This window comes from Pseudomonas sp. NPDC087342 (assembly GCF_044744265.1).
Classification (GTDB): domain Bacteria; phylum Pseudomonadota; class Gammaproteobacteria; order Pseudomonadales; family Pseudomonadaceae; genus Aquipseudomonas; species Aquipseudomonas nunensis.
The window spans coordinates 124,201-144,903 of the sequence record NZ_JBIUXZ010000004.1 but is presented as its reverse complement, the minus strand read 5'-3'; the positions used below and the strand labels follow the sequence as shown (position 1 = coordinate 144,903).

15 protein-coding genes are annotated in these 20,703 nt (G+C 60.9%); 7 read left to right on the top strand and 8 right to left on the bottom strand.

The window, feature by feature from the left end:
- The first annotated feature begins 38 nt into the window (after positions 1-38).
- The 6 genes from ACIOYV_RS13090 (at position 39) to cmoB (ending at position 8,337) form a co-directional block, all read left to right on the top strand.
- Positions 39-2,450: a glucose/quinate/shikimate family membrane-bound PQQ-dependent dehydrogenase gene (locus ACIOYV_RS13090; RefSeq protein WP_054045315.1), complete on the top strand. Its 2,412-nt coding sequence runs from the start codon at positions 39-41 to the stop codon at positions 2,448-2,450.
- A 291-nt stretch (positions 2,451-2,741) separates the two neighbouring features.
- The gene (gene lon / locus ACIOYV_RS13085) at positions 2,742-5,159 is read left to right on the top strand and encodes an endopeptidase La (protein WP_163912308.1); all 2,418 of its coding nucleotides are present in this window, start codon (positions 2,742-2,744) and stop codon (positions 5,157-5,159) included.
- A gap of 221 nt (positions 5,160-5,380) precedes the next feature.
- Positions 5,381-5,773 carry a protease inhibitor I42 family protein gene (locus ACIOYV_RS13080; protein WP_401324183.1) on the top strand — a complete coding sequence of 131 codons (393 nt, stop codon included), beginning with the start codon at positions 5,381-5,383 and terminating at the stop codon, positions 5,771-5,773.
- A gap of 2 nt (positions 5,774-5,775) precedes the next feature.
- Positions 5,776-6,411, top strand: a complete 636-nt coding sequence (locus tag ACIOYV_RS13075) for a lysoplasmalogenase (protein WP_401324181.1) — start codon at positions 5,776-5,778, stop codon at positions 6,409-6,411.
- A 193-nt stretch (positions 6,412-6,604) separates the two neighbouring features.
- Positions 6,605-7,384 carry a carboxy-S-adenosyl-L-methionine synthase CmoA gene (gene cmoA / locus ACIOYV_RS13070; RefSeq protein WP_401324179.1) on the top strand — a complete coding sequence of 260 codons (780 nt, stop codon included), beginning with the start codon at positions 6,605-6,607 and terminating at the stop codon, positions 7,382-7,384.
- Complete coding sequence (cmoB, locus tag ACIOYV_RS13065; RefSeq protein WP_401324177.1) at positions 7,381-8,337, top strand: tRNA 5-methoxyuridine(34)/uridine 5-oxyacetic acid(34) synthase CmoB; 957 nt, start codon at positions 7,381-7,383, stop codon at positions 8,335-8,337. Before cmoA ends, cmoB begins: the two co-directional genes overlap by 4 nt.
- Positions 8,338-8,484: 147 nt before the next feature.
- On the opposite strand, the gene tadA is transcribed toward cmoB, so the two are convergent.
- The 7 genes from tadA to treP form a co-directional block, all read right to left on the bottom strand.
- Entirely contained in the window at positions 8,485-8,982 is a 498-nt protein-coding gene (gene tadA, locus ACIOYV_RS13060) for a tRNA adenosine(34) deaminase TadA (protein ID WP_401324175.1), read from the bottom strand.
- Positions 8,982-10,358 carry a multicopper oxidase family protein gene (locus tag ACIOYV_RS13055; RefSeq protein WP_401324173.1) on the bottom strand — a complete coding sequence of 459 codons (1,377 nt, stop codon included), beginning with the start codon at positions 10,356-10,358 and terminating at the stop codon, positions 8,982-8,984. Before ACIOYV_RS13055 ends, tadA begins: the two co-directional genes overlap by 1 nt.
- Positions 10,359-10,628: 270 nt before the next feature.
- Entirely contained in the window at positions 10,629-10,919 is a 291-nt protein-coding gene (locus ACIOYV_RS13050) for a PTS glucose transporter subunit IIB (protein WP_401324172.1), read from the bottom strand.
- Between the two features lie 2 nt (positions 10,920-10,921).
- Positions 10,922-13,450, bottom strand: a complete 2,529-nt coding sequence (gene ptsP / locus ACIOYV_RS13045; protein ID WP_401324170.1) for a phosphoenolpyruvate--protein phosphotransferase — start codon at positions 13,448-13,450, stop codon at positions 10,922-10,924.
- A 62-nt stretch (positions 13,451-13,512) separates the two neighbouring features.
- Positions 13,513-14,736 (bottom strand): maltoporin, encoded by a 1,224-nt coding sequence (locus tag ACIOYV_RS13040; RefSeq protein WP_401324168.1) that lies wholly within the window; start codon positions 14,734-14,736, stop codon positions 13,513-13,515.
- Between the two features lie 94 nt (positions 14,737-14,830).
- Positions 14,831-16,480, bottom strand: a complete 1,650-nt coding sequence (treC, locus tag ACIOYV_RS13035; protein WP_401324166.1) for an alpha,alpha-phosphotrehalase — start codon at positions 16,478-16,480, stop codon at positions 14,831-14,833.
- A gap of 119 nt (positions 16,481-16,599) precedes the next feature.
- Positions 16,600-18,042: a PTS system trehalose-specific EIIBC component gene (treP, locus tag ACIOYV_RS13030; RefSeq protein ID WP_401324164.1), complete on the bottom strand. Its 1,443-nt coding sequence runs from the start codon at positions 18,040-18,042 to the stop codon at positions 16,600-16,602.
- Between the two features lie 237 nt (positions 18,043-18,279).
- Here treP and treR point away from each other — a divergent pair, with 237 nt between their 5' ends.
- Complete coding sequence (treR, locus tag ACIOYV_RS13025) at positions 18,280-18,984, top strand: trehalose operon repressor (RefSeq protein ID WP_163912275.1); 705 nt, start codon at positions 18,280-18,282, stop codon at positions 18,982-18,984.
- A 72-nt stretch (positions 18,985-19,056) separates the two neighbouring features.
- Here treR and guaA read toward each other — a convergent pair whose 3' ends face one another.
- Positions 19,057-20,634 carry a glutamine-hydrolyzing GMP synthase gene (guaA, locus tag ACIOYV_RS13020; protein WP_054045341.1) on the bottom strand — a complete coding sequence of 526 codons (1,578 nt, stop codon included), beginning with the start codon at positions 20,632-20,634 and terminating at the stop codon, positions 19,057-19,059.
- Positions 20,635-20,703: the final 69 nt, after the last annotated feature.

Below are 20,703 nucleotides of genomic sequence, written 5' to 3'. Positions count from 1 at the left end.
TGCGCGGGACTACTTAAAACGTCACGGAGAACCACACTATGAGCACTGATGGTGCTTTGAGTCGAAGCCGTCTGCTACCGAGCCTGCTCGGTATCCTGCTTCTGCTAATGGGCCTGGCCATGCTGGCCGGCGGTATCAAGCTGAGCATGCTCGGCGGCTCGCTGTATTACCTGCTGGCCGGTATCGGCCTGGCGCTGACCGGCGTGCTGCTGATTGCCGCTCGCCGCGCCGCACTGGGCTTGTACGCACTGGTGTTGTTCGCCAGTACCGTTTGGGCATTGTGGGAAGTCGGCCTCGACTGGTGGCAACTGGTGCCGCGTCTGGCGATGCTGTTTGCGCTGGGCATCGTCATGTTGCTGCCGTGGTTCCGCCGTCCGCTGTTGCGCACCGGCCCTGCGCCGATGGGCACTGGCGCACTGAGCGTCGCAGTTGTACTCGCTGGCGCCGCTGCACTGGCCAGCCAGTTCACCAGCCCGGGTGAAACCAAAGGTCAACTGGACCGCGACAGCGTGCCGGGCATGACCAACACTGCCCCGGCCATGCCGGACGGTGACTGGAACTCCTACGGCCGCAGCGCCCACGGTGATCGTTACTCGCCACTGGCGCAGATCACCCCGGAAAACGCGCACAAGCTGGTTCCGGCCTGGACTTTCCGCACTGGCGACATCCCTGGTCCTAACGATCCGGGCGAAACCACTGCCGAAAACACCCCGCTGAAAGTCAACGGCATGCTCTATGTCTGCACGCCTCACAGCCAGGTGATCGCGCTGGACCCGGACACCGGCAAGGAAATCTGGCGTTTCGATCCGAAGCTCTCCACGCAAAACGCGGCGAACTTCAAGGGTTGGGCACACATGACCTGCCGTGGCGTGTCGTATCACGATGACGCCGTGTACGCGTCCGAGCAGAGCCCGACCGGCAGCGCCAGCCCGGCTGCCGCCAGCAACGCTTGCCCGCGCCGGATCTTCCTGCCGACCGCCGACACCCGTCTGATCGCCCTGAACGCCGACACTGGCAAGATGTGCGAAGACTTCGGCAACAAAGGCCAGATCGACCTCAGCGCCAACATCGGCGGCTTCGCGGCCGGCGGTTACTACTCCACCTCGCCTCCAGCGGTCACTAAAGACCTGGTGGTGATTGGCGGCCACGTGACCGACAACGTTTCCACCGACGAACCAAGCGGCGTAATCCGCGCGTTCGACGTGCACACCGGCAAACTGGTGTGGAACTGGGACAGCGGCAACCCGGACGACACCACGCCGATTGCTGAAGGCAAGACCTACACCCGCAACTCGCCGAACATGTGGTCCATGTTCGCGGTCGACGAAAAACTCGGCATGCTCTACCTGCCAATGGGCAACCAGACCCCGGACCAGTTCGGTGGCGCGCGTACCCCTGAGTCGGAACTGCACGCAGCCGGCCTGACTGCCCTGGACATCAACACCGGGCATGTGAAGTGGCACTTCCAGTTCACTCACCATGACCTGTGGGACATGGACGTCGGCGGCCAGCCAACCCTGATGGACCTGAAAACTGCTGACGGTGTTAAGCCAGCGGTCCTCGCGTCCACCAAGCAAGGCAGCATCTACGTACTGGATCGCAGCACCGGCAAAGCGATTGTGCCGATCAACGAAGTGCCAGTCCCGCAAGGTGCTGTCGCCGGTGATCACACTTCGCCAACCCAACCGAAATCCGACCTCAACCTCATGCCGCCGCCGTTGAAAGAACGCGACATGTGGGGCGTCACCCCGTTCGACCAACTGATCTGCCGGATCGACTTCAAGTCCATGCGCTACGAAGGCCCGTTCACTCCGCCATCGTTGCAAGGTTCGATCGTTTATCCAGGCAACTTCGGCGTGTTCGACTGGGGCGGTATCTCGGTTGACCCGGTACGCCAGATCGCTTTCATGAACCCGGATTACATGGCGTTCAAATCGAAACTGATCCCGGCCGCCGAAATCGCTGCCCAAGGCCCGCGTAAAAGCGAAACCGAAGGCGTGCAGCCGAACAAAGGCGCGCCATACGGCGTGATCCTGGAACCGCTGCTGTCGCCAATGGGCCTGCCGTGCCAGGCACCGGCCTGGGGTTACGTGACTGCGGTCGACCTGACCACCAGCAAAGTCATCTGGAAACACAAAAACGGCACCGTGCGCGACAGCTCGCCGGTTCCAATTCCGCTGAGCATGGGCGTACCTAGCCTGGGCGGCACGTTCACCACGGCCGGTGGCGTTGCCTTCCTGAGCGGCACCCTCGACCAGTACCTGCGTGCCTATGACGTGAAAAACGGCAAGCAACTGTGGGAAGGCCGCCTGCCAGCCGGCGCCCAAACCACGCCGATGACCTACACCGGCAAGGACGGCAAGCAATACGTGCTCGTCGTTGCCGGCGGCCACGGCTCGCTGGGCACCAAGCAAGGTGACTATGTGATGGCGTACAAACTGTCCGAGTAAGTTTTAGCGGCGGTTAACGAAAGGCGACTCCTGTGAGGGGGTCGCCTTTTTTGTGGCTGCTCGGAACCCATGTGGGAGCGGGCTTGCTCGCGAAAGCGGTGTATCAGTCAACATCATTGCTGAATGACACACCGCTTTCGCGAGCAAGCCCGCTCCCACAGTGGTTAATCAGTGTTTACAGGGACAATGACCTGTCAAAACCCTGAACACACACCCTGAAATATCGCTGCCCATTGAAACCACCCCCCACCTGCCCCATCTAAGACCCATACCCCATTGCGCAGGTGCCCCATGAGCGACCAGCAAGAATTCCCTGAAGACCCGAGCGATTACGCCGAAACAGACCACATTGAACACCATTCCACCGGTAAAGGCCTCGCCCTGCCTGGCCAGAACCTGCCGGACAAGGTTTACATCATCCCGATCCACAATCGCCCGTTCTTCCCGGCCCAAGTGCTGCCGGTAATCGTTAATGAAGAACCGTGGGCGGAAACACTGGACCTGGTCAGCAAATCCGATCATCACTCCCTGGCCCTGTTCTACATGGACACGCCCCAGGAAGATCCGCGCCATTTCGATACGGGCGCGTTGCCGGAGTACGGCACGCTGGTCAAGGTGCACCACGCCAGTCGTGAAAACGGCAAGTTGCAGTTCGTCGCCCAGGGTCTGACCCGCGTGCGGATCAAGACCTGGCTCAAGCACCATCGCCCGCCGTACCTGGTGGAAGTCGAGTACCCGCACCAGCCGACCGAGCCGACCGACGAGGTCAAGGCCTACGGCATGGCGCTGATCAATGCGATCAAAGAACTGTTGCCGCTCAACCCGCTGTACAGCGAAGAGTTGAAGAATTACCTCAACCGCTTCAGCCCCAACGATCCGTCGCCGCTGACCGACTTCGCCGCTGCGCTCACGTCCGCCACCGGTGGCGAGCTGCAAGAAGTGCTCGACTGCGTGCCGATGCTCAAGCGCATGGAGAAAGTCCTGCCGATGCTGCGCAAGGAAGTCGAAGTCGCGCGCCTGCAGAAAGAAATCTCCGCCGAAGTGAACCGCAAGATCGGCGAGCATCAGCGCGAGTTCTTCCTCAAGGAACAGCTCAAGGTCATCCAGCAGGAACTGGGGCTGACCAAGGATGATCGCAGCGCCGACATCGAGCAGTTTGAGCAACGCCTGGAAGGCAAAGTGCTGCCGCCGCAGGCGCAGAAACGCGTCGAAGAGGAAATGAACAAGCTGTCGATCCTCGAGACCGGTTCGCCGGAGTACGCGGTCACCCGCAACTACCTCGACTGGGCGACTTCGGTGCCGTGGGGCGTGTATGGCGAGGACAAACTCGACCTCAAGCACGCGCGCAAGGTGCTGGACAAACACCACGCCGGCCTCGATGACATCAAGGACCGCATCCTCGAATTCCTCGCGGTCGGTGCCTATAAGGGCGAGATCAGCGGCTCTATCGTGCTGCTGGTGGGTCCGCCGGGCGTGGGCAAGACCAGCGTCGGCAAATCCATCGCCGAATCCCTCGGTCGGCCGTTCTACCGTTTCAGCCTCGGTGGCATGCGCGACGAGGCCGAGATCAAGGGCCATCGCCGCACCTACATCGGTGCGCAACCGGGCAAACTCGTCCAGGCGTTGAAAGACGTCGAAGTGATGAACCCGGTGATCATGCTCGACGAGATCGACAAGATGGGCCAGAGCTACCAGGGCGACCCGGCCTCGGCGCTGCTGGAAACCCTCGACCCGGAACAGAACGTCGAATTCCTCGACCACTATCTGGACCTGCGTCTGGACTTGTCGAAAGTGCTGTTCGTCTGCACCGCCAACACCCTGGACTCGATCCCCGGCCCGTTGCTCGACCGGATGGAAGTGATTCGCCTGTCGGGTTACATCACCGAAGAAAAAATCGCCATCGCCAAGCGTCACCTGTGGCCGAAACAACTGGAAAAGGCCGGCGTGTCCAAAGGCAGCCTAAGCATCAGCGACAGCGCGTTGAAAGCATTGATCGACGGATATGCCCGTGAAGCCGGGGTGCGCCACTTGGAAAAAGAACTGGGCAAACTGGTGCGCAAAGCCGTGGTCAAGTTGATCGACGAGCCGAAAGCGGTGATCAAGATCGGCCCGAAAGACCTCGAAGCCTCGCTCGGCCATCCGGTGTTCCGTAACGAGCAAGTGCTGTCCGGCACCGGCGTGATTACCGGGCTGGCCTGGACCAGCATGGGCGGCGCGACCCTGCCGATTGAAGCGACGCGGATCCATACGCTTAACCGTGGCTTCAAACTCACCGGGCAATTGGGCGACGTGATGAAAGAGTCGGCGGAAATCGCCTACAGCTACGTCAGTTCCAACCTGAAGTCGTTTGGCGGTGATCCGAAGTTCTTCGACGAAGCCTTCGTCCACCTCCACGTCCCGGAAGGCGCCACCCCGAAAGACGGCCCGAGCGCCGGCGTGACCATGGCCAGCGCCCTGCTGTCCCTGGCCCGCAACCAGGCGCCGAAAAAAGGCATCGCCATGACCGGCGAACTGACGCTGACCGGGCATGTTCTGCCGATTGGCGGGGTGCGCGAGAAAGTGATCGCGGCACGGCGTCAGAAAATCTTTGAATTGATCCTGCCGGAGCCTAACCGTGGCAGCTTTGAGGAATTGCCGGAGTACCTGAAAGAAGGGATAACCGTGCACTTCGCCAAGCGTTTTGCAGATGTGGCGAAGATATTGTTCTGATAGTCATGTAGTGCCTGCACCACCGCTTTCGCGGGCAAGCCTCGCTCCTACAGAGTTGTGTGTCGTTCATATTTTTCGCGACCGACACACAACCCCCTGTAGGAGCGAGGCTTGCCCGCGAAGGCGTCAGCACTGACCACGCCAATTCCCAGCGCTGTCACACTTTGTCTCATCTTCAGTTATGCTCGCCGTTCGTCGTGAATGCCGGAGCCACTGACCTTATGTCCCCCACCCGCCTGTTAGTCCCCCTCGCCCTCGCCCTGCTGGCCGCCTGCGCCACGCAGACGAAACAGAACGTGACCGTGGAAAAACAAAGCGAATGCCCGGCCAGGCTGAACAACGGGCAAAACCTGATCCTGATCCTGCCGAGCAACCCGACCACGGGTTATCGCTGGGCGATCCAGGATTCCGCCGGTGGCGTGTTGCGCGCCCTCAGCCCCGAGGTCTACAGCAACCCGGAAGACGCCGGGCTGGTGGGCAGCGCCGGGATTTCGACCTGGCGCTTCCAGTCGTTTGCTACCGGTACTGGCCGTTTGCGCCTGACCTACTCGCAACCGTGGGCGCCGGAAGTCCCGGCAGTGAAAACCTTCGATTGCGCAATCTCGGTTAACTGATCGTGGGCTGGCTGATTCTGGCGTTGATGGGCGCGGTGACCTTTCTTTACGGGTTGAGCGTGCATGCCGCACTGCTCTGCCTGTTGGTCAAACCACTGCCGGTACTGGCCCTGCTCGGCTGGCTGCACGACGCACCGCCCACCGAATATCGGCGCTGGATCAGCCTGGGTTTGATTTTTTCCCTGCTCGGCGATGTGCTGCTGGCGTGGCCGGGGGATTTGTTTGTGTTTGGGCTGGGGGCGTTTTTGGTCGCGCATCTGGCGTATCTGAAAGCGTACTTGAGTGATTGCCGGCGCCTGGCGTTGTTGCCGTTGGTCTTGGCCGTCGGGGTTGGCGCGGTGCTGTTGGGGATTCTGATTTCCCACGGGCTCGGGCCGTTGCTGGTGCCAGTGATTGTGTACGGCGTGGCGATCAGCGCGATGCTCTGGCGCGCATTGGCCAGACTGGGCAGCGATGTGCCCCAGCGCTCCGCGCTGCTGGCGGCGGCGGGCGCGGTGGCGTTTGTGTTTTCCGATAGCGTGATTGGGATCAGTCGGTTTGTGATGCCGTTCGAGGCGGCGCCTTACGTGATCATCCTGAGTTACTGGGTGGGACAATGGGGGATTACGGCGTCGGCGTTTACTCAAGAACAACGCTGACCCCCTGTGGCGAGGGGGCTTGCCCCCGTTGGAGTGCGACGCGCTCCCCTGCATTCTTTCAGGTCTATCGCATCCACCGATTTTACGACGGCTGCGCCGCCGAACGGGGGCAAGCCCCCTCGCCACAGTGGATTCTCATCGTTCGCAGCGGTTTATCAGACAACCCGCGCATCCCCCCGTCAATTTGGCTAAAATGCCGGCCTTTTCCACCAATGCCGCTGGAACCGCCGTGAGCAAAGAACCCGATCGCCTTTTCGCCCAGCCTTTGGCCCAGGTGCCTGACTTCGCCTTTAACGAGGACGTGGTGCGGGTGTTCCCGGACATGATCAAGCGCTCGGTGCCGGGTTATCCGACCATCGTCGAAAACCTCGGCGTGCTCGCTGCGCAGTTCGCCCAGCCCAACAGCGTGCTCTACGACCTCGGTTCGTCCCTCGGCGCCGTGACCCAGGCCCTGCGCCGTCACGTGCGCACCGACGGGTGCCGGGTTATCGCTGTGGATAACTCGGCGGCGATGGTCGAGCGCTGCCGCGAATACCTCAACGGTCAGGACTCTATGTTCCAGGAGCTGCTGCCGGTTGAAGTGATCGAAGGCGACATCCTCGCCCTCGAATTCCAGCCCGCCTCAGTGGTGGCGCTGAACTTCACCCTGCAATTCATCGCTCCGGAGCAGCGCACGGCGTTGCTCTCGCGCATCCGCCAGTCGTTGTTGCCGGGCGGTGCGCTGATCCTGTCTGAGAAGCTGCGCTTCAACGATCTGGAAGAACACGCGTTGCTCACCGACCTGCACGTCGCGTTCAAACGCGCCAACGGCTACAGCGAACTGGAAATCGCCCAGAAGCGCAGCGCCATCGAAAATGTCATGAAGCCCGACAGCCTCGAAGAACATCGCGAACGCCTGTTGGCCGCCGGGTTCTCGAAAGTCGTGCCGTGGTTCCAGTGTCTTAACTTTGCCTCGTTGATTGCCTTGCCATGATTGATCTGTCCACCCTCGCCCGCCGTCTGGCTGGCACCCCGCTGGCCGAATGGGCCAACACCTTGCAAGCGCAACTCGACAAGAAAATGGAGAAAGGTCACGGCGACCTGGAGCGCTGGCAAAGCGCGCTGGACGCCTTGCCGAAGATCCAGCCGAGTGAAGTCGACTTGCTCAACGGCCTGACGCTGGACACCGATTGCGACGATGCAACCCGTGCGCAGATGCGCACCGCGCTGATGGGCCTGTCGCCGTGGCGCAAGGGGCCGTTCGATTTGTTCGGAGTGCACGTCGACACCGAATGGCGCTCGGACTGGAAATGGTCGCGGGTCGCGCCGCATCTGGACTTGAAGGGTAAGCGCATCCTCGATGTCGGTTGCGGCAACGGCTACTACATGTGGCGCATGCTCGGCGCCGGGGCCGACAGTGTGATTGGCGTCGACCCGAACTGGCTGTTCTTCTGCCAGTTCCAGGCGGTGCAGCGTTACCTGTCCGAGCCGAATGCCTGGCACCTGCCGTTCCCGTTCGAAGACCTGCCGCCGAACATGGAAGGCTTCGACACTGTGTTTTCCATGGGCGTGTTTTATCACCGTCGCTCGCCGATCGAGCATTTGCTGGCGCTGAAGGATTGCCTGGTCAAGGGCGGCGAACTGGTGCTGGAGACGCTGGTGATCGAAGGTGATCAGCAACAAGTGCTGGTGCCGGAAGACCGTTATGCGCAGATGCGTAACGTGTGGTTCCTGCCGTCGGTGCCGGCGCTGGAACTATGGCTACGGCGCGCCGGGTTCACGGATGTTCGTTGTGTGGATGTCAGCGTGACGACCGTCGAGGAACAGCGCGGGACGGAGTGGATGAAGTACCAGTCGTTGAGCGACTTCCTCGATCCGGAAGATCACAGCAAAACGATTGAAGGGCTGCCGGCGCCGATGCGGGCCGTTATCGTCGCTCGCAAATAAAAGCTTCGCGGGCAAGCCTCGCTCCTACAGATCACCGGTACCTGTAGGAGCGAGGCTTGCCCGCGAAGACGGATTAACATTCAACAAAATGCTGACTGAACCACCGCTATCGCGAGCAAGCTTTGCTCCTACAGATTTTGGCGTGTTTTAGTCTGCAGGCTTGGCTCTTCGGGCCTTGAAGAACTCGCTTAGCACCGCGCCACACTCTTCTGCCAACACCCCGCCTTCAAACAAAACCCGGTGATTCAAGAAGCCCTGGGTAAAAAACTCCCCCTGGCTCTGCACAATCCCGGCCTTGGGCTCCAGCGCGCCGTACACCACCCGCGCAATCCGCGAATGCACGATCAGGCCGGCGCACATGCTGCACGGTTCCAGCGTCACGTAGAGGGTGCTGCCGGGCAGGCGATAGTTGCTGGCGGCCAGGGCGGCGGCGCGGATCGCGACCATTTCGGCATGGGCGCTGGGGTCGTTGCCGCTGATCGGGCAATTGAAGCCGCGACCGATGATTTCCCCGTCCTGCACCAGCACCGCGCCCACCGGCACTTCGCCGAGGGCCGCGCCTTGAGCGGCAAGGGCCAGGGCTTCGCGCATGAAGTCGCGGTCGCGGCTGCGGTCGATGATCGCGGCGGGACGAATCTGACGCATCACGCCACCTCGATAGCGGCCATCAGGCCGGTTTCCATGTGATCGATCACATGGCAGTGGAACATCCACACTCCCGGGTTATCCGCCACCAGCGCCACTTGCGCGCGCTCGTTCTTGCCCAACAAATAGGTGTCGGTGAAGTACGGGATGACCTTGTGCCGGTTCGAGGCAATCACCTTGAAGCTCATGCCGTGCAGGTGAATCGGGTGCTGATACTGAGTCATGTTCTTCAATTCGAAAATGTAGCTCTTGCCCTTCTCAAGCCTGGCAATCGGGCGGTCGGCGCAGGTCTTGTCGGTGATGTCCCAGGCCTTGCCGTTGATCTGCCACAGACTCGGCGGCTTGCCGTTGTCGACGTTGACCGACACCGAGCCCACCCATTCGAAATTGAAGTTGAGTTTCTCGGCATTGGCCAGGTCCGGCTCGGCCACCGGGTTGGCGGGCAGCGCGGGCGGCCATTGGGTCGGTGCGTCAGTGTTCGCCACTGAACGCAGCGTGCCCACGCGCACCGGGCCGTTGCGCAAGGATAGCTCTTCACCGGCCGGCGGTGCCTTGATCGCCAGGCAGATGCGCATGCCCGGGCCGAGCCAGTATTCCTTGCCCAGCGGGCGTGGTTCGATGGGATTGCCGTCCAGCGCGTAGATCTGCGCTTCGACGCCGGGAATGTTGAGGCGATAGGTCAGGGTGTTGTCGAGGTTGAGTAAACGCACGCGGGTGATCTGCCCGGCAGGCAATTCGATCACTGCTTGCGGCACGCCGTTGATGGTCGACAGGCGCCCCGCCGTGCCACCGCGCGCCGCTTCACGCGGAATGCTGAAGGCAACGAACGCGCCTTCTTCATCGACGTGCCAGCTCTTCAGGCTAAGGGTTTTTTCGTACTTGAAACCGGTGGGCTCGCGCTCTTCGATGATCAGCGGACCGACCAGGCCTCGGCCGAGTTCTTCGCTGCTGTTCACGTGGGGGTGATACCAGTAGCTGCCGGCGTCGGGCACGCGAAATTTGTAGTCGAAGTATTCGCCCGGCAAAACCGGAAGCTGCGAGACGTAGGGTACACCGTCCATTTCCAGCGGCAGGCGGATGCCGTGCCAGTGGATGGTGGTCGCGACCGGCAGGTGGTTGATGAAACGCACCCGTAGCCATTCACCCTGCCGCACCCGCAACTCGGTGCCCGGCGCCGATGGGCCGAACGCCCAGGCTTCAGTCTTGTGCCCGGCGACCAGCTCGACGTCCAACGGTGCGGCGATCAGTTCGTAGTCGTGGCCCGCATCCGCATCGGCCATCTTGCCCAGCCAGTAACGCGACGCGCCACCAGCCCCCACGCCAACCACCACAAGACCGGCCAGACCACCGAGTATTTGTCGACGGGTAAAGGACATGAACTCAACTACCTCACGTATCAGCGACAGGCCTGAGGCCCGCAAAAGGCGAATACGATACACCTGCGGTTGAGAAACAGTAAGGGCGGGGCGGCGGATGGCCGCAGGATTGATGACCGATCGTTTCCCTGTGGCGAGGGGGCTTGCCCCCGTTCGGCTGCGAAGCAGTCGTAAATCCATTCAACGCGGTGTGCCAGATACAATGCGATTGCAGGATTTAGGCCGCTTCGCTACCCAACGGGGGCAAGCCCCCTCGTCACAAGGGAACGATCAGCGCGCGAGGCCGATGATCAAATGCACAACCCCATCATCCAGCAGCATAACCCCCGGCACACCCGCCCGATTTAATGCCTGCCGATCCATCTGCCCCACATCCCGCAACTCCACCCGCACCCGCGTCAACGCCACCGGCTTCTGCGACTTGAGGTTATCCACCCCGCCCAACGCCGCCACGATATCCCCGGCCAAACCTGCAACCGGTTGAACAGCCTGCTTGGGCTCATCCACCACCAGATCCGGCGTCAACGCTTTCCAGAACGCCCGCTGCATTTTCTCGAACATGTTCAGTTCTCCAGAACCAGTGAAGTATCGACCGTCGCCTCGTGGTACAGCCGCAATGCCTCGCGCACCTGTTCGGCGCTTTCCAGCCCCAGCACTTGCTGGGCGATGGCCTGACAGTCCACCAGGTCCACTTCACGCACCGCCGCTTTAACCGCCGGAATCAGCGGCACGCTCACCGACAACTCATCCACCCCCAACCCCAGCAACAATGGCGTCGCCAGGGTTTCCGAGGCCAGCGCACCGCACACGCCAACCCATTTGCCGTGGGCATGCGCCGCTTTGACCGTGCTGGCGATCAAGCGCAGCACCGACGGGTGAAAACTGTCGGCCTGACTGGCCAACCTTGGATGATCGCGGTCCATGGCCAGGGTGTATTGGGTCAGGTCGTTGGTGCCGATGGAGAAAAAATCCACCTCGGGCGCAAACAGATCCGCCATCAACGCGGCGGCCGGTACTTCGATCATGATCCCCAGTTTCGGCAGTTCCGTAAGGCCCAGCGCCAGCGCCTCTTCTTCCAGCAGTTGCCGCGCCAGACGCAGTTCCGAAAGCTGCGCGACCATCGGCAACATGATGTGCAAACGAGCGAGACCGGCGCTGCTGAGGATCGCCTTGAACTGATCGCGCAACAGCTGCGGGCGCTCCAGGCACAAGCGAATCCCGCGCATGCCGAGGAACGGGTTGGTTTCGCTGTCCATCGGCACGTAGGCCAGCGGTTTGTCGCCGCCAACATCCAGGGTTCGCACCACCAGATTGCGCGTCGGCCCCAATGCACGGGCGATGGCGCTGTAGGTGAACGCCTGCTCGTCATGGCTCGGCGCGTGGTTGCGATCCAGATACAGAAACTCCGAACGCAACAGTCCGACGCCCTCGCCGCCCAGGCTCATCGCCTGCTCGGTTTCAGCCAACGATGCGACGTTGGCCGTGACCTCAATGTGATGACCGTCGCGGGTGCATGCGGCGAGCGTGGCGTGGGCCAGTTCATGTTGATGGCGTTTCTGTTGTTGCTGACGATTGGCTTGCAGTTGTTCGATGGCCGCCAGATCCGGATCAAGCTGCAATTCGCCCTTGTCGGCATCGAGCAACACTTGCGTGCCATCGGCCAGCGCCAGCACCCGAACCGGCAAACCGCAGATCGCCGGCAGGCCTGCGGCCCGGGCCAGAATCGCGACGTGGCTGGTGGCACCACCGCCGACCGTGGCGAAACCCAGCACCTTGCGGGTATCGAGCCCGGCGGTCTGGGACGGTGTCAGTTGTTCGGCGATCAGGATAGCCCCTTCCGGCAAATCGATTGCATGATCCTGCACACCAAGAACCTGTTTAAGCACCCGCTGACCGACATCCGCCAAGTCTGCCGCGCGCTCGGCCAGCAAGGCATTGCCCATGCTTTTGAACAGGGTGGCCGTCGACTCGGTGGCCGCGCGCCAGGCGAACGCCGCGCTTTTGCCCTCGTTGATCAGCACCTGAGCCACTTCCAGCAGACTCGGATCTTCGAGCAGTTCCTGATGCGCCTTGAAGATGTCCGCCTGCGCGTCGCCAACCGCGTTGTCGCGCAACTGCTGCAAGGCCGCCAACGCCTCGGCCAAGCCCCGGGCCAGATGATCACGCTCAGCGTGCGGTGTGGTGCCGAGTTCAACGACGTCCAGTTTCTGTTCGGTGATCTGCACCACTTGGCCAAACGCCGATCCGGCCGATGCGCACACCCCACGCAGCACCTTCAGCGATGAAGCCTCGATCTCGTTCACCTCCACCGGCGGCGTCACCGCTTCTCCGCAGCCCGACGCCAGCAACTCGGCCAGGGTCTTAATCGCTTCTTCAGCATCCGGCCCCGCCGCGCTGACTTGCACCACGTCACCGTGAGCGGTCTGCAGCGTCATGATCGCCACCAGGGATTTCGCGTTCACGCTGTCCTGCTTTTTATGCAGGTAAATACTCGCTGAAAATCTTTTGGCGGCCTGGGCAAACACGGCGGCCGGGCGCGCATGCAAGCCGTTCGGGTTGGCCAGGGTCACCGGTTTTGAAAACAGCGCCTCGCCTTCCTCCGCGCTCACGTCATCCGCCGATTGCCCTGTAGTGTTCACATCCAACAACGGCTGGCCGCTGTCCACCACGCCAGATTCGGGCACCAGCCAGGTGAACGGCTCACCGCTGACCACCAGCATCAACGTCAGCAGGCTACGGGCATTCAGCGCGACAAAATCGGCATCGAACTCGATCAGCGACTGGCCGACGTCAACTTGCTCGCCCTCCTCCACCAACCGGGTGAAACCCTTGCCGGCCAGGTTCACCGTGTCGAGGCCGATGTGCATCAGCACTTGCACGCCATTCTCCCCGGTGATGCTGATCGCATGCCCACTGGCCTGCACGTTGCTGACCACCCCGGCCAGCGGCGCGCACAAGGTGCTCGAAGTCGGATCGATGCACAGGCCATCGCCGATCACGCGGCTGGAAAACACCGGGTCGGGGACAAGGTCCAGTGGCATCAATACGCCGGACAGTGGCGCATGCAGCTGCAATTGTTGGGATGTGGCCATGACGTCACCTGCTGTTTTGTTCTTTGAAGTGCCGATGGAGCGCGAGGCCCCGACAGCATCGCTTATTTCCACCAGTACTCGACCTGCAATCCGACATTCGCACCGTGGCGCGCCGTGCCGAAGGCGCCGGTGTCGGACAACGCCGAGCCCGCCGCCAGTTCATTGGCCGCCCGTTTGGCCGCCTCGTTCCAGCTCGCATAGGTGTAATACAGGCGCACCTCGGGGCGCGCCCAGAATTCCGGGCCCTTGGGCGACCAGGTCGGGGCGAAGGTGAACTTGCTCAACTTGCGCGTCCCGCCCGGCGCATCCACCTGATCGTGGCCCAGTTCGGTCACCAGTTTGAACTGCTCGGTGATCGCATAAGCCGGACGCACGCCGATGGACATCCAGTTCTGGTCGGCACCGTCCGGGCGAATGTCTTTCTGATACACCGCCTCGATCTGCCCGCCAAAGCGCGGCGTCACCTGCCAGTCAAAAAACTCCACCACCCGATAGCTTTTGTTGCTGTCGTCGAGCTTCACGTTACCGGTATAACCCAATCCGGTACCGGGGCCTTCGCCGTACTGGAAGGCCAGTTTGTTCTTGCCGCCGAGAAAGCCTTTCTGCACATGCTGGGCAGTAACGGCCCAGCCACGGTGCGCATCGCGGCTGTCGGGTTTGTCGATGTAGCTCAGTCCCAGTTCCAGCTCACCGCCGGGGTTGGTGTCGAACCCGGCGACGTTGAAGTCATGCCGGTTGATGTAGTCCTTCTGGTACAGGTTGTCCTTGCGCGAGTAGGCGTAGCTGTATTTCAGATCGCCGATCAACACGTCTTCGATACCACCGCCGGTGGCGCTCTGGTTCCAATAGTAGAAGTCGGAAATGTGGATGTCGTTCCGCTTGTAGTAACGCCGACCGGCCCACAACGAACCGCCATTCAGACTCGGCATATTCGACCACTGCGCATACATCTGCGGCATCCGAACCGAGCCGTTGTCACCGTTGAAGGTCAGGTCCTTGTCGTACTGGTTATACAGCGAAGCCATACCGTCGACACTCAGCACCGAGCCATCGTCCAGGGTGTAAAGATCCTGGCGTAATTCCAGTTCGGCGTACTGTTCGCATTCGTTGCCCAAACGGTATTTGGTCTGCGCGCCCGGCAACTGAAAACATTGTTGTTTGCCACTGTTAACCGAAGTCCCGACGCCGCTGCGCAAGTAACCGGCGAACTCCAGCGCCTGGGCCGACAGTGGTAATGCAAGGCACACGCCCGCTGCGACAAGGCTGCGATTTATTGTTGTTTTCAAGAGCCACCCCATTATTTTTATTGTGTGTTGCAGCAAAAACGGCGCGCAAAACTCCCCCGCGCAGCGTTCTGCGTGTTTTTGAAAACGTTGTTTTTTAGTAGTTAGTCAGGTGCAGCACGAATGACTCAAAGGGCCGCAGAAACACTTGCCGATTGCGCGGTGGACAGTCCGGGTAGTTGCTGATCACCAAGCGTTGCGACATCGCTTCGCTGATCACCTCAACCGGCAATTCAACTTCGCAGGCTGTGCCGTAGAAGTTGTTCAGCACCAGCAATCGTTCACCCTGACCTTCCCTTGTGTACGCCCAGATTTGCGCATGCTCCGGCAGAATTTGCCGGTACACGCCGTCGGACACCAAGTCCTCGTCGCGGCGCAACGCGATCAACCGGCGATAGTGATGCAGCACTGAATCCGGGTCGTCGAGCTGGCTGGCGACGTTGATCTGCGCGGCGTTGGCCGGCACGCTGATCCACGGTTCGGCCACGCTGAAACCGGCGTTCGGCTCGGCATTCCAGTGCATCGGCGTGCGGCCGTTGTCCCGGGACTTCTGCATGATTGCCGCCATGTTGTCGGTATCGCTGACACCGGCATCGCGCTTGAGGCGATGGATGTTCAGCGTCTCGACATCGCGGTACTGGTCGATGTGATCGAAGCCCGGATTGGTCATCCCCAGTTCTTCGCCCTGGTACACAAACGGTGTGCCCTGGAGGAAGTGCAACGCCGTGCCGAGCATCTTCGCCGACACCACCCGATACTCGCCGTCGTGACCAAAACGCGACACCACTCGCGGCTGATCGTGGTTACACCAGAACAACGCATTCCAGCCCCCGCCGGCCTGCATACCGGTCTGCCAATCCGAGAGAATGCGCTTGAGTTGCAGGAAGTCGAAGTCGGCGCGAATCCACTTTTGCAGGTTCGGGTAATCCACTTTCAAGTGATGAAAGTTGAAGGTCATCGACAACTCTTTTGACTCTGGCCGCGAGTAGCGAATGCAGTGTTCAAGACTGGTGGAGGACATCTCGCCGACGTTGATCAGGTCATGGCCTTCAAACACTTCGCGGTGCATCTGCTGCAAGTAGTCGTGGACGTTCGGGCCGTCGGTGTAGAAGCGCCGACCGTCACTGTTGTCCTCGGGAAAATCCGCCGGTTTGGAGATCAGGTTGATCACGTCCAGACGGAAACCACCGACGCCTTTGTCGCGCCAGAAGCGCATCATCTTGAAGACTTCGGCGCGCACTTGCGGGTTATCCCAGTTCAGGTCGGCCTGGGTGTGGTCGAACAGGTGCAGGAAGTATTGGCCGGTCTGGGCTTCGTACTCCCAGGCCGAACCGCCGAACTTGGATTCCCAGTTGTTCGGCTGGTCGCGCCAGATGTAGAAATCGCGGTACGGGTTGTCGAGGCTGCTGCGAGCCTGCTGGAACCAGGTGTGCTCGATGGAGGTGTGGTTGACCACGATGTCGAGCATCAACTTGATCCCGCGCTTGCCGGCCTCGGCGATCAGCAATTCGCAGTCGGCCATGGTCCCGTAGCTCGGGTCGATGGCGTAGTAATCGCTGATGTCGTACCCATTATCGCGTTGCGGCGAACGCAGGAACGGCGTGATCCACAGGCAATCGACGCCCAGCCAGTGCAGGTAATCGAGCTTGGCCACGACACCGAGCAAATCACCCGTGGGGTTGCCGGCGTGGCTGTGGAAGCTTTTCGGGTAGATCTGGTAGATCACCGAGCGTTGCCAGTCTTGCATGGCGGGGTTCCTTCAGTAAGTTTTGTACTGGCCTTTAGGGCCTCTTCGCGGGCAAGCCTCGCTCCTACAGTGGGTACGCGTTCCAATGTGGGAGCGAGCCTGCTCGCGAAGGCGATCTATCAGGCGACCCGAAAACCAGGCCGAACAATCTTCATGCTCAACCCACAGGTCAAAACAAACGGCACGACCATGGCGATGATCATTCCGATCACAAACATCGGGATGAACTGCGGGATGACCGAGATAAAACCGGGCAGGCCGCCGACGCCGATCGCCGAGGCCTGGACCTTGTTCAGCGACAGGAAGATGCAGCCCAGCGCCGAGCCGATCAGCGCCGAATAAAACGGGAATTTGTAGCGCAGGTTAACGCCGAACATCGCCGGCTCGGTGATGCCGAAGTACGCGGAAATCGCCGAGGTCGAGGCCATGCTTTTGTCCCGCGCGTTGCGGGTCATGTAGAACACCGCCAGCGCCGCACTGCCTTGGGCGAGGTTGGACATGACGATCATCGGCCAGATAAAAGTGCCGCCCTGAGTGGAGATCAGTTGCAGGTCCACGGCGAGGAACATGTGGTGCATGCCGGTGATCACCAGCGGTGCGTAGAGCATGCCAAAAATCGCCCCGCCGACCATCGGCGCCAGATCGAACAAGGTGACCACGCCTTCGGTGATCAGAATCCCCAGATGCCGGGTCACCGGACCAATCACCGCCAGCGCCAGCACGCCGGTGACGACGATGGTGGTGATCGGCACCACCAACAATTGCACGGCGTTCGGCACCCGCGCCCGCAGCCATTTCTCGATGACACTCATCACGTAGGCCGCCAGTAGGATCGGCAAAATCTGCCCCTGATAACCCACCTTCTCGATCTTGAACCAGCCGAAAATATCGAAGTACGGCAGGCTTTGACCGTCGAGCCCGGCCACCGCTTTGCCGTAGTTCCAGGCGTTGAGCAGGTCCGGATGCACCAGCATCAGGCCGAGCACGATGCCGAGTATTTCGCTTCCACCAAACCGCTTGGCCGCTGACCAGCCCACCAGGGCCGGTAGGAACACGAACGCGGTGTTGGCCATCAAGTTGATCAGGCTCCAGATGCCATCCAGGCCCGGGTACGCATCCAGCAGGGTCTTGCCCTCGATGAACATGCCCTTGGCGCCGATCAGGTTGTTGACGCCCATCAGCAGGCCGGCAACCACCAGCGCCGGAAGGATCGGCATGAACACATCGGAGAACACCCGCACCAGCCGTTGCATGGCGTTGATCTTGTCCGCGCTCTTTTGTTTGACGTCGGCGATGGTCGCCGCCGCCAGACCGGTTTGCCGACGCAGTTCGGCGTAGACCTTTTCCACTTCGCCGGGGCCTATGACCACCTGGAACAGGCCGCCGGTGAAGAACGAGCCCTTGACCAGATCGATCTGGTTCAGCGTGGCGCTGTTGACCAGGCTTGGGTCCTTGAGGGCCAGGCGCAAGCGTGTGACGCAGTGCGCGGCCTGCTCAAGATTGTCGCTGCCACCGAGGCTGACAAGCAGCTCGCTGGCGATATTCGGGTAGTCGTGGCTCATGCTTGTTCTTCCGCTGTAGTTTTTTGTTATTGGCAGCACGCCGAAACGAAAAGTACTCGTCTGTACGAGTTAAAGCAACAACTCGTACAGACGAGTTTGATTTTGTTTGTCTCGGCGCCGACCGGCGGCGACATTTCCTACCTCCAAAATCGAAGAAACCCATTGCCGCATGGACAAAGCCCTACCCTGCCCTTAAGGTTCGAAACCTTGAGTACAGCGCGGCATAGAGCCATCCCCATGAGTAAATACAACCAGATCTACACCGATCTGCTTGCCAGCATCACCACCGAACGTCTGGAACGCGGCGCCCGCTTGCCTTCTGAAACCGAGTTGATGGACAGCTACCAGGCCAGCCGCGGCACCGTGCGCAAGGCCATCGAGCAGTTACAGGAGCGCGGTTTCGCCCAGAAAGTCCACGGCAAAGGCACCTTCGTGCTGTCGACCAACCCGATCGAATTCCAGCTCGGCGGCATCGTCAGCTTCCAGGAAACCTATCCACGGCTGGGCAACGACGTCAGCACCGAAGTGGTCGAGTTCGATCAGATACCGCTTGAAGGCGCGCTGCTGGAACACATCCAGGCCGAAGCCGGCAGCCTGATCACGCGGATCAAACGGGTGCGGCGCATCGATGGCAAACGGGTGATCCTCGACATCAACCATTTCGTCAGCGATGTGATTCCCGGCCTGTCCCGCGACATCGCCGAGCAATCGATCTACGCCTTCATCGAACAAACCCTGCAACTGCAAATCGCCTACGCCCAGCGCACCATCGAAGCGGTGCCCCGCAGCAAGGACGATCAATTGCTGCTGGACCTCGACGGCCAAAGCCACGTAATCGTGGTGAGTAACCAGACGTTCCTGCAGGATGGCCGCCAGTTCGAGTACACCGAGTCGCGACATACGCTGGATAAGTTTTATTTTTCAGACGTGGCGCGGCGCTGAAACGCAAAAGGCCCCGTGAACTCGCGTTCACGGGGCCTTTCGGGTGTTACGGACGATCAGCTAACGCCGGGATCACTCCCACTCAATCGTCGCTGGCGGCTTGCTCGACACGTCGTAAGTTACGCGGGAGATGCCTTCGATTTCATTGATGATGCGGCCGCTGACGGTTTCCAGCAGTTCGTAAGGCAGGTGAGCCCAACGCGCGGTCATGAAGTCGATGGTTTCTACGGCACGCAGGGCCACGACCCACGCGTAACGACGGCCATCGCCAACCACGCCAACCGATTTCACCGGTTGGAACACCACGAACGCTTGGCTGACTTTGTGGTACCAGTCGGCCTTGCGCAGTTCTTCGATGAAGATGTGGTCGGCGCGACGCAGCAGGTCGGCGTATTCCTTCTTCACTTCACCAAGGATCCGCACGCCCAGGCCCGGGCCCGGGAACGGGTGACGGTAGACCATGTCGTACGGCAGGCCGAGTTCCAGGCCCAGACGACGGACTTCGTCCTTGAACAGCTCACGCAGCGGCTCGACCAGCTTCAGGTTCATCTCTTCCGGCAGGCCACCCACGTTGTGGTGCGACTTGATCACGTGTGCCTTGCCGCTTTTGGCGCCAGCCGACTCGATCACGTCCGGGTAGATGGTGCCCTGGGCGAGGTACTTGATGTTGTCCAGTTTGTTGGACTGGGCATCGAAGACGTCGATGAAGGTGCGACCGATGATTTTGCGTTTCTTCTCTGGGTCGGACTCGCCGGCCAGGTTGTTCAGGAACTGATCTTCAGCGTTGGCGCGGATCACTTTGACGCCCATGTTCTCGGCAAACATGGCCATCACTTGCTCGCCTTCGTGCAGACGCAGCAGGCCGTTGTCGACGAAGACGCAGGTCAACTGGTCGCCAATGGCTTTGTGCAGCAGCGCGGCAACTACCGAGGAGTCCACACCGCCCGACAGGCCGAGCAGTACGTTGTCGGTGCCGACCTGAGCGCGAATGTTGGCGATGGCGTCTTCGGCAATTTTCGAAGGCGTCCACAGGGCTTCGCAGCCACAGATGTCGAGGATGAAGCGCGAAAGAATGCGACCGCCCTGCTTGGTGTGGGTCACTTCCGGGTGGAACTGCACGCCGTAGTAGCCGCGAGCATCGTCGAACATGCCGGCAATCGGGCAGCTCGGGGTGCTGGCCAGGATGTGGAATTCCTGTGGCATCTTGGTGACTTTGTCACCGTGGCTCATCCACACGTCGAGGCCGAACAGGCCGTCGGCGTCGATGTGATCTTCGATGCCGTCGAGCAGGCGGCTCTTGCCGACCACGTCTACGCGGGCATAACCGAATTCGCGCAGCTCGGAACCTTCGACCTTGCCACCCAGCTGTTCAGCCATGGTTTGCATGCCGTAGCAGATACCGAAGACCGGTACGCCCAGGTCGAACACTGCTTGCGGGCAGCGTGGGCTGTCAGCTACGTGCACGGACTCGGGGCCGCCGGCAAGAATGACGCCTTTCGGAGCGAATTCGCGAATCGCTTCGTCATCCATGTCGAACGGATGCAGTTCGCAGTACACGCCGATTTCACGCACGCGGCGGGCAATCAGCTGGGTGTACTGGGAACCGAAATCGAGGATCAGGATACGGTGGGCGTGAATGTCGAGGGCCATGGAGTCAGTCTCGTCTATGGAATTCAGAAACAACTCGGGGCTGAATAAAACAGCCCCGGTTACTTAACT

What these genes read in the sequence shown, in the direction of transcription:
- ACIOYV_RS13080 (WP_401324183.1), top strand. Translation starts at nt 5,381, where the DNA reads ATGTCCCCCACCCGCCTGTTAGTCCCCCTCGCCCTCGCCCTGCTGGCC.
- treR (WP_163912275.1), top strand. Translation starts at nt 18,280, where the DNA reads ATGAGTAAATACAACCAGATCTACACCGATCTGCTTGCCAGCATCACC.
- treP (WP_401324164.1), bottom strand. Translation starts at nt 18,042, where the DNA reads ATGAGCCACGACTACCCGAATATCGCCAGCGAGCTGCTTGTCAGCCTC.
- cmoA (WP_401324179.1), top strand. Translation starts at nt 6,605, where the DNA reads ATGCCGGCCTTTTCCACCAATGCCGCTGGAACCGCCGTGAGCAAAGAA.
- cmoB (WP_401324177.1), top strand. Translation starts at nt 7,381, where the DNA reads ATGATTGATCTGTCCACCCTCGCCCGCCGTCTGGCTGGCACCCCGCTG.
- tadA (WP_401324175.1), bottom strand. Translation starts at nt 8,982, where the DNA reads ATGCGTCAGATTCGTCCCGCCGCGATCATCGACCGCAGCCGCGACCGC.
- ACIOYV_RS13090 (WP_054045315.1), top strand. Translation starts at nt 39, where the DNA reads ATGAGCACTGATGGTGCTTTGAGTCGAAGCCGTCTGCTACCGAGCCTG.
- ACIOYV_RS13050 (WP_401324172.1), bottom strand. Translation starts at nt 10,919, where the DNA reads ATGTTCGAGAAAATGCAGCGGGCGTTCTGGAAAGCGTTGACGCCGGAT.
- ptsP (WP_401324170.1), bottom strand. Translation starts at nt 13,450, where the DNA reads ATGGCCACATCCCAACAATTGCAGCTGCATGCGCCACTGTCCGGCGTA.
- treC (WP_401324166.1), bottom strand. Translation starts at nt 16,480, where the DNA reads ATGCAAGACTGGCAACGCTCGGTGATCTACCAGATCTACCCGAAAAGC.
- ACIOYV_RS13055 (WP_401324173.1), bottom strand. Translation starts at nt 10,358, where the DNA reads ATGTCCTTTACCCGTCGACAAATACTCGGTGGTCTGGCCGGTCTTGTG.
- guaA (WP_054045341.1), bottom strand. Translation starts at nt 20,634, where the DNA reads ATGGCCCTCGACATTCACGCCCACCGTATCCTGATCCTCGATTTCGGT.
- lon (WP_163912308.1), top strand. Translation starts at nt 2,742, where the DNA reads ATGAGCGACCAGCAAGAATTCCCTGAAGACCCGAGCGATTACGCCGAA.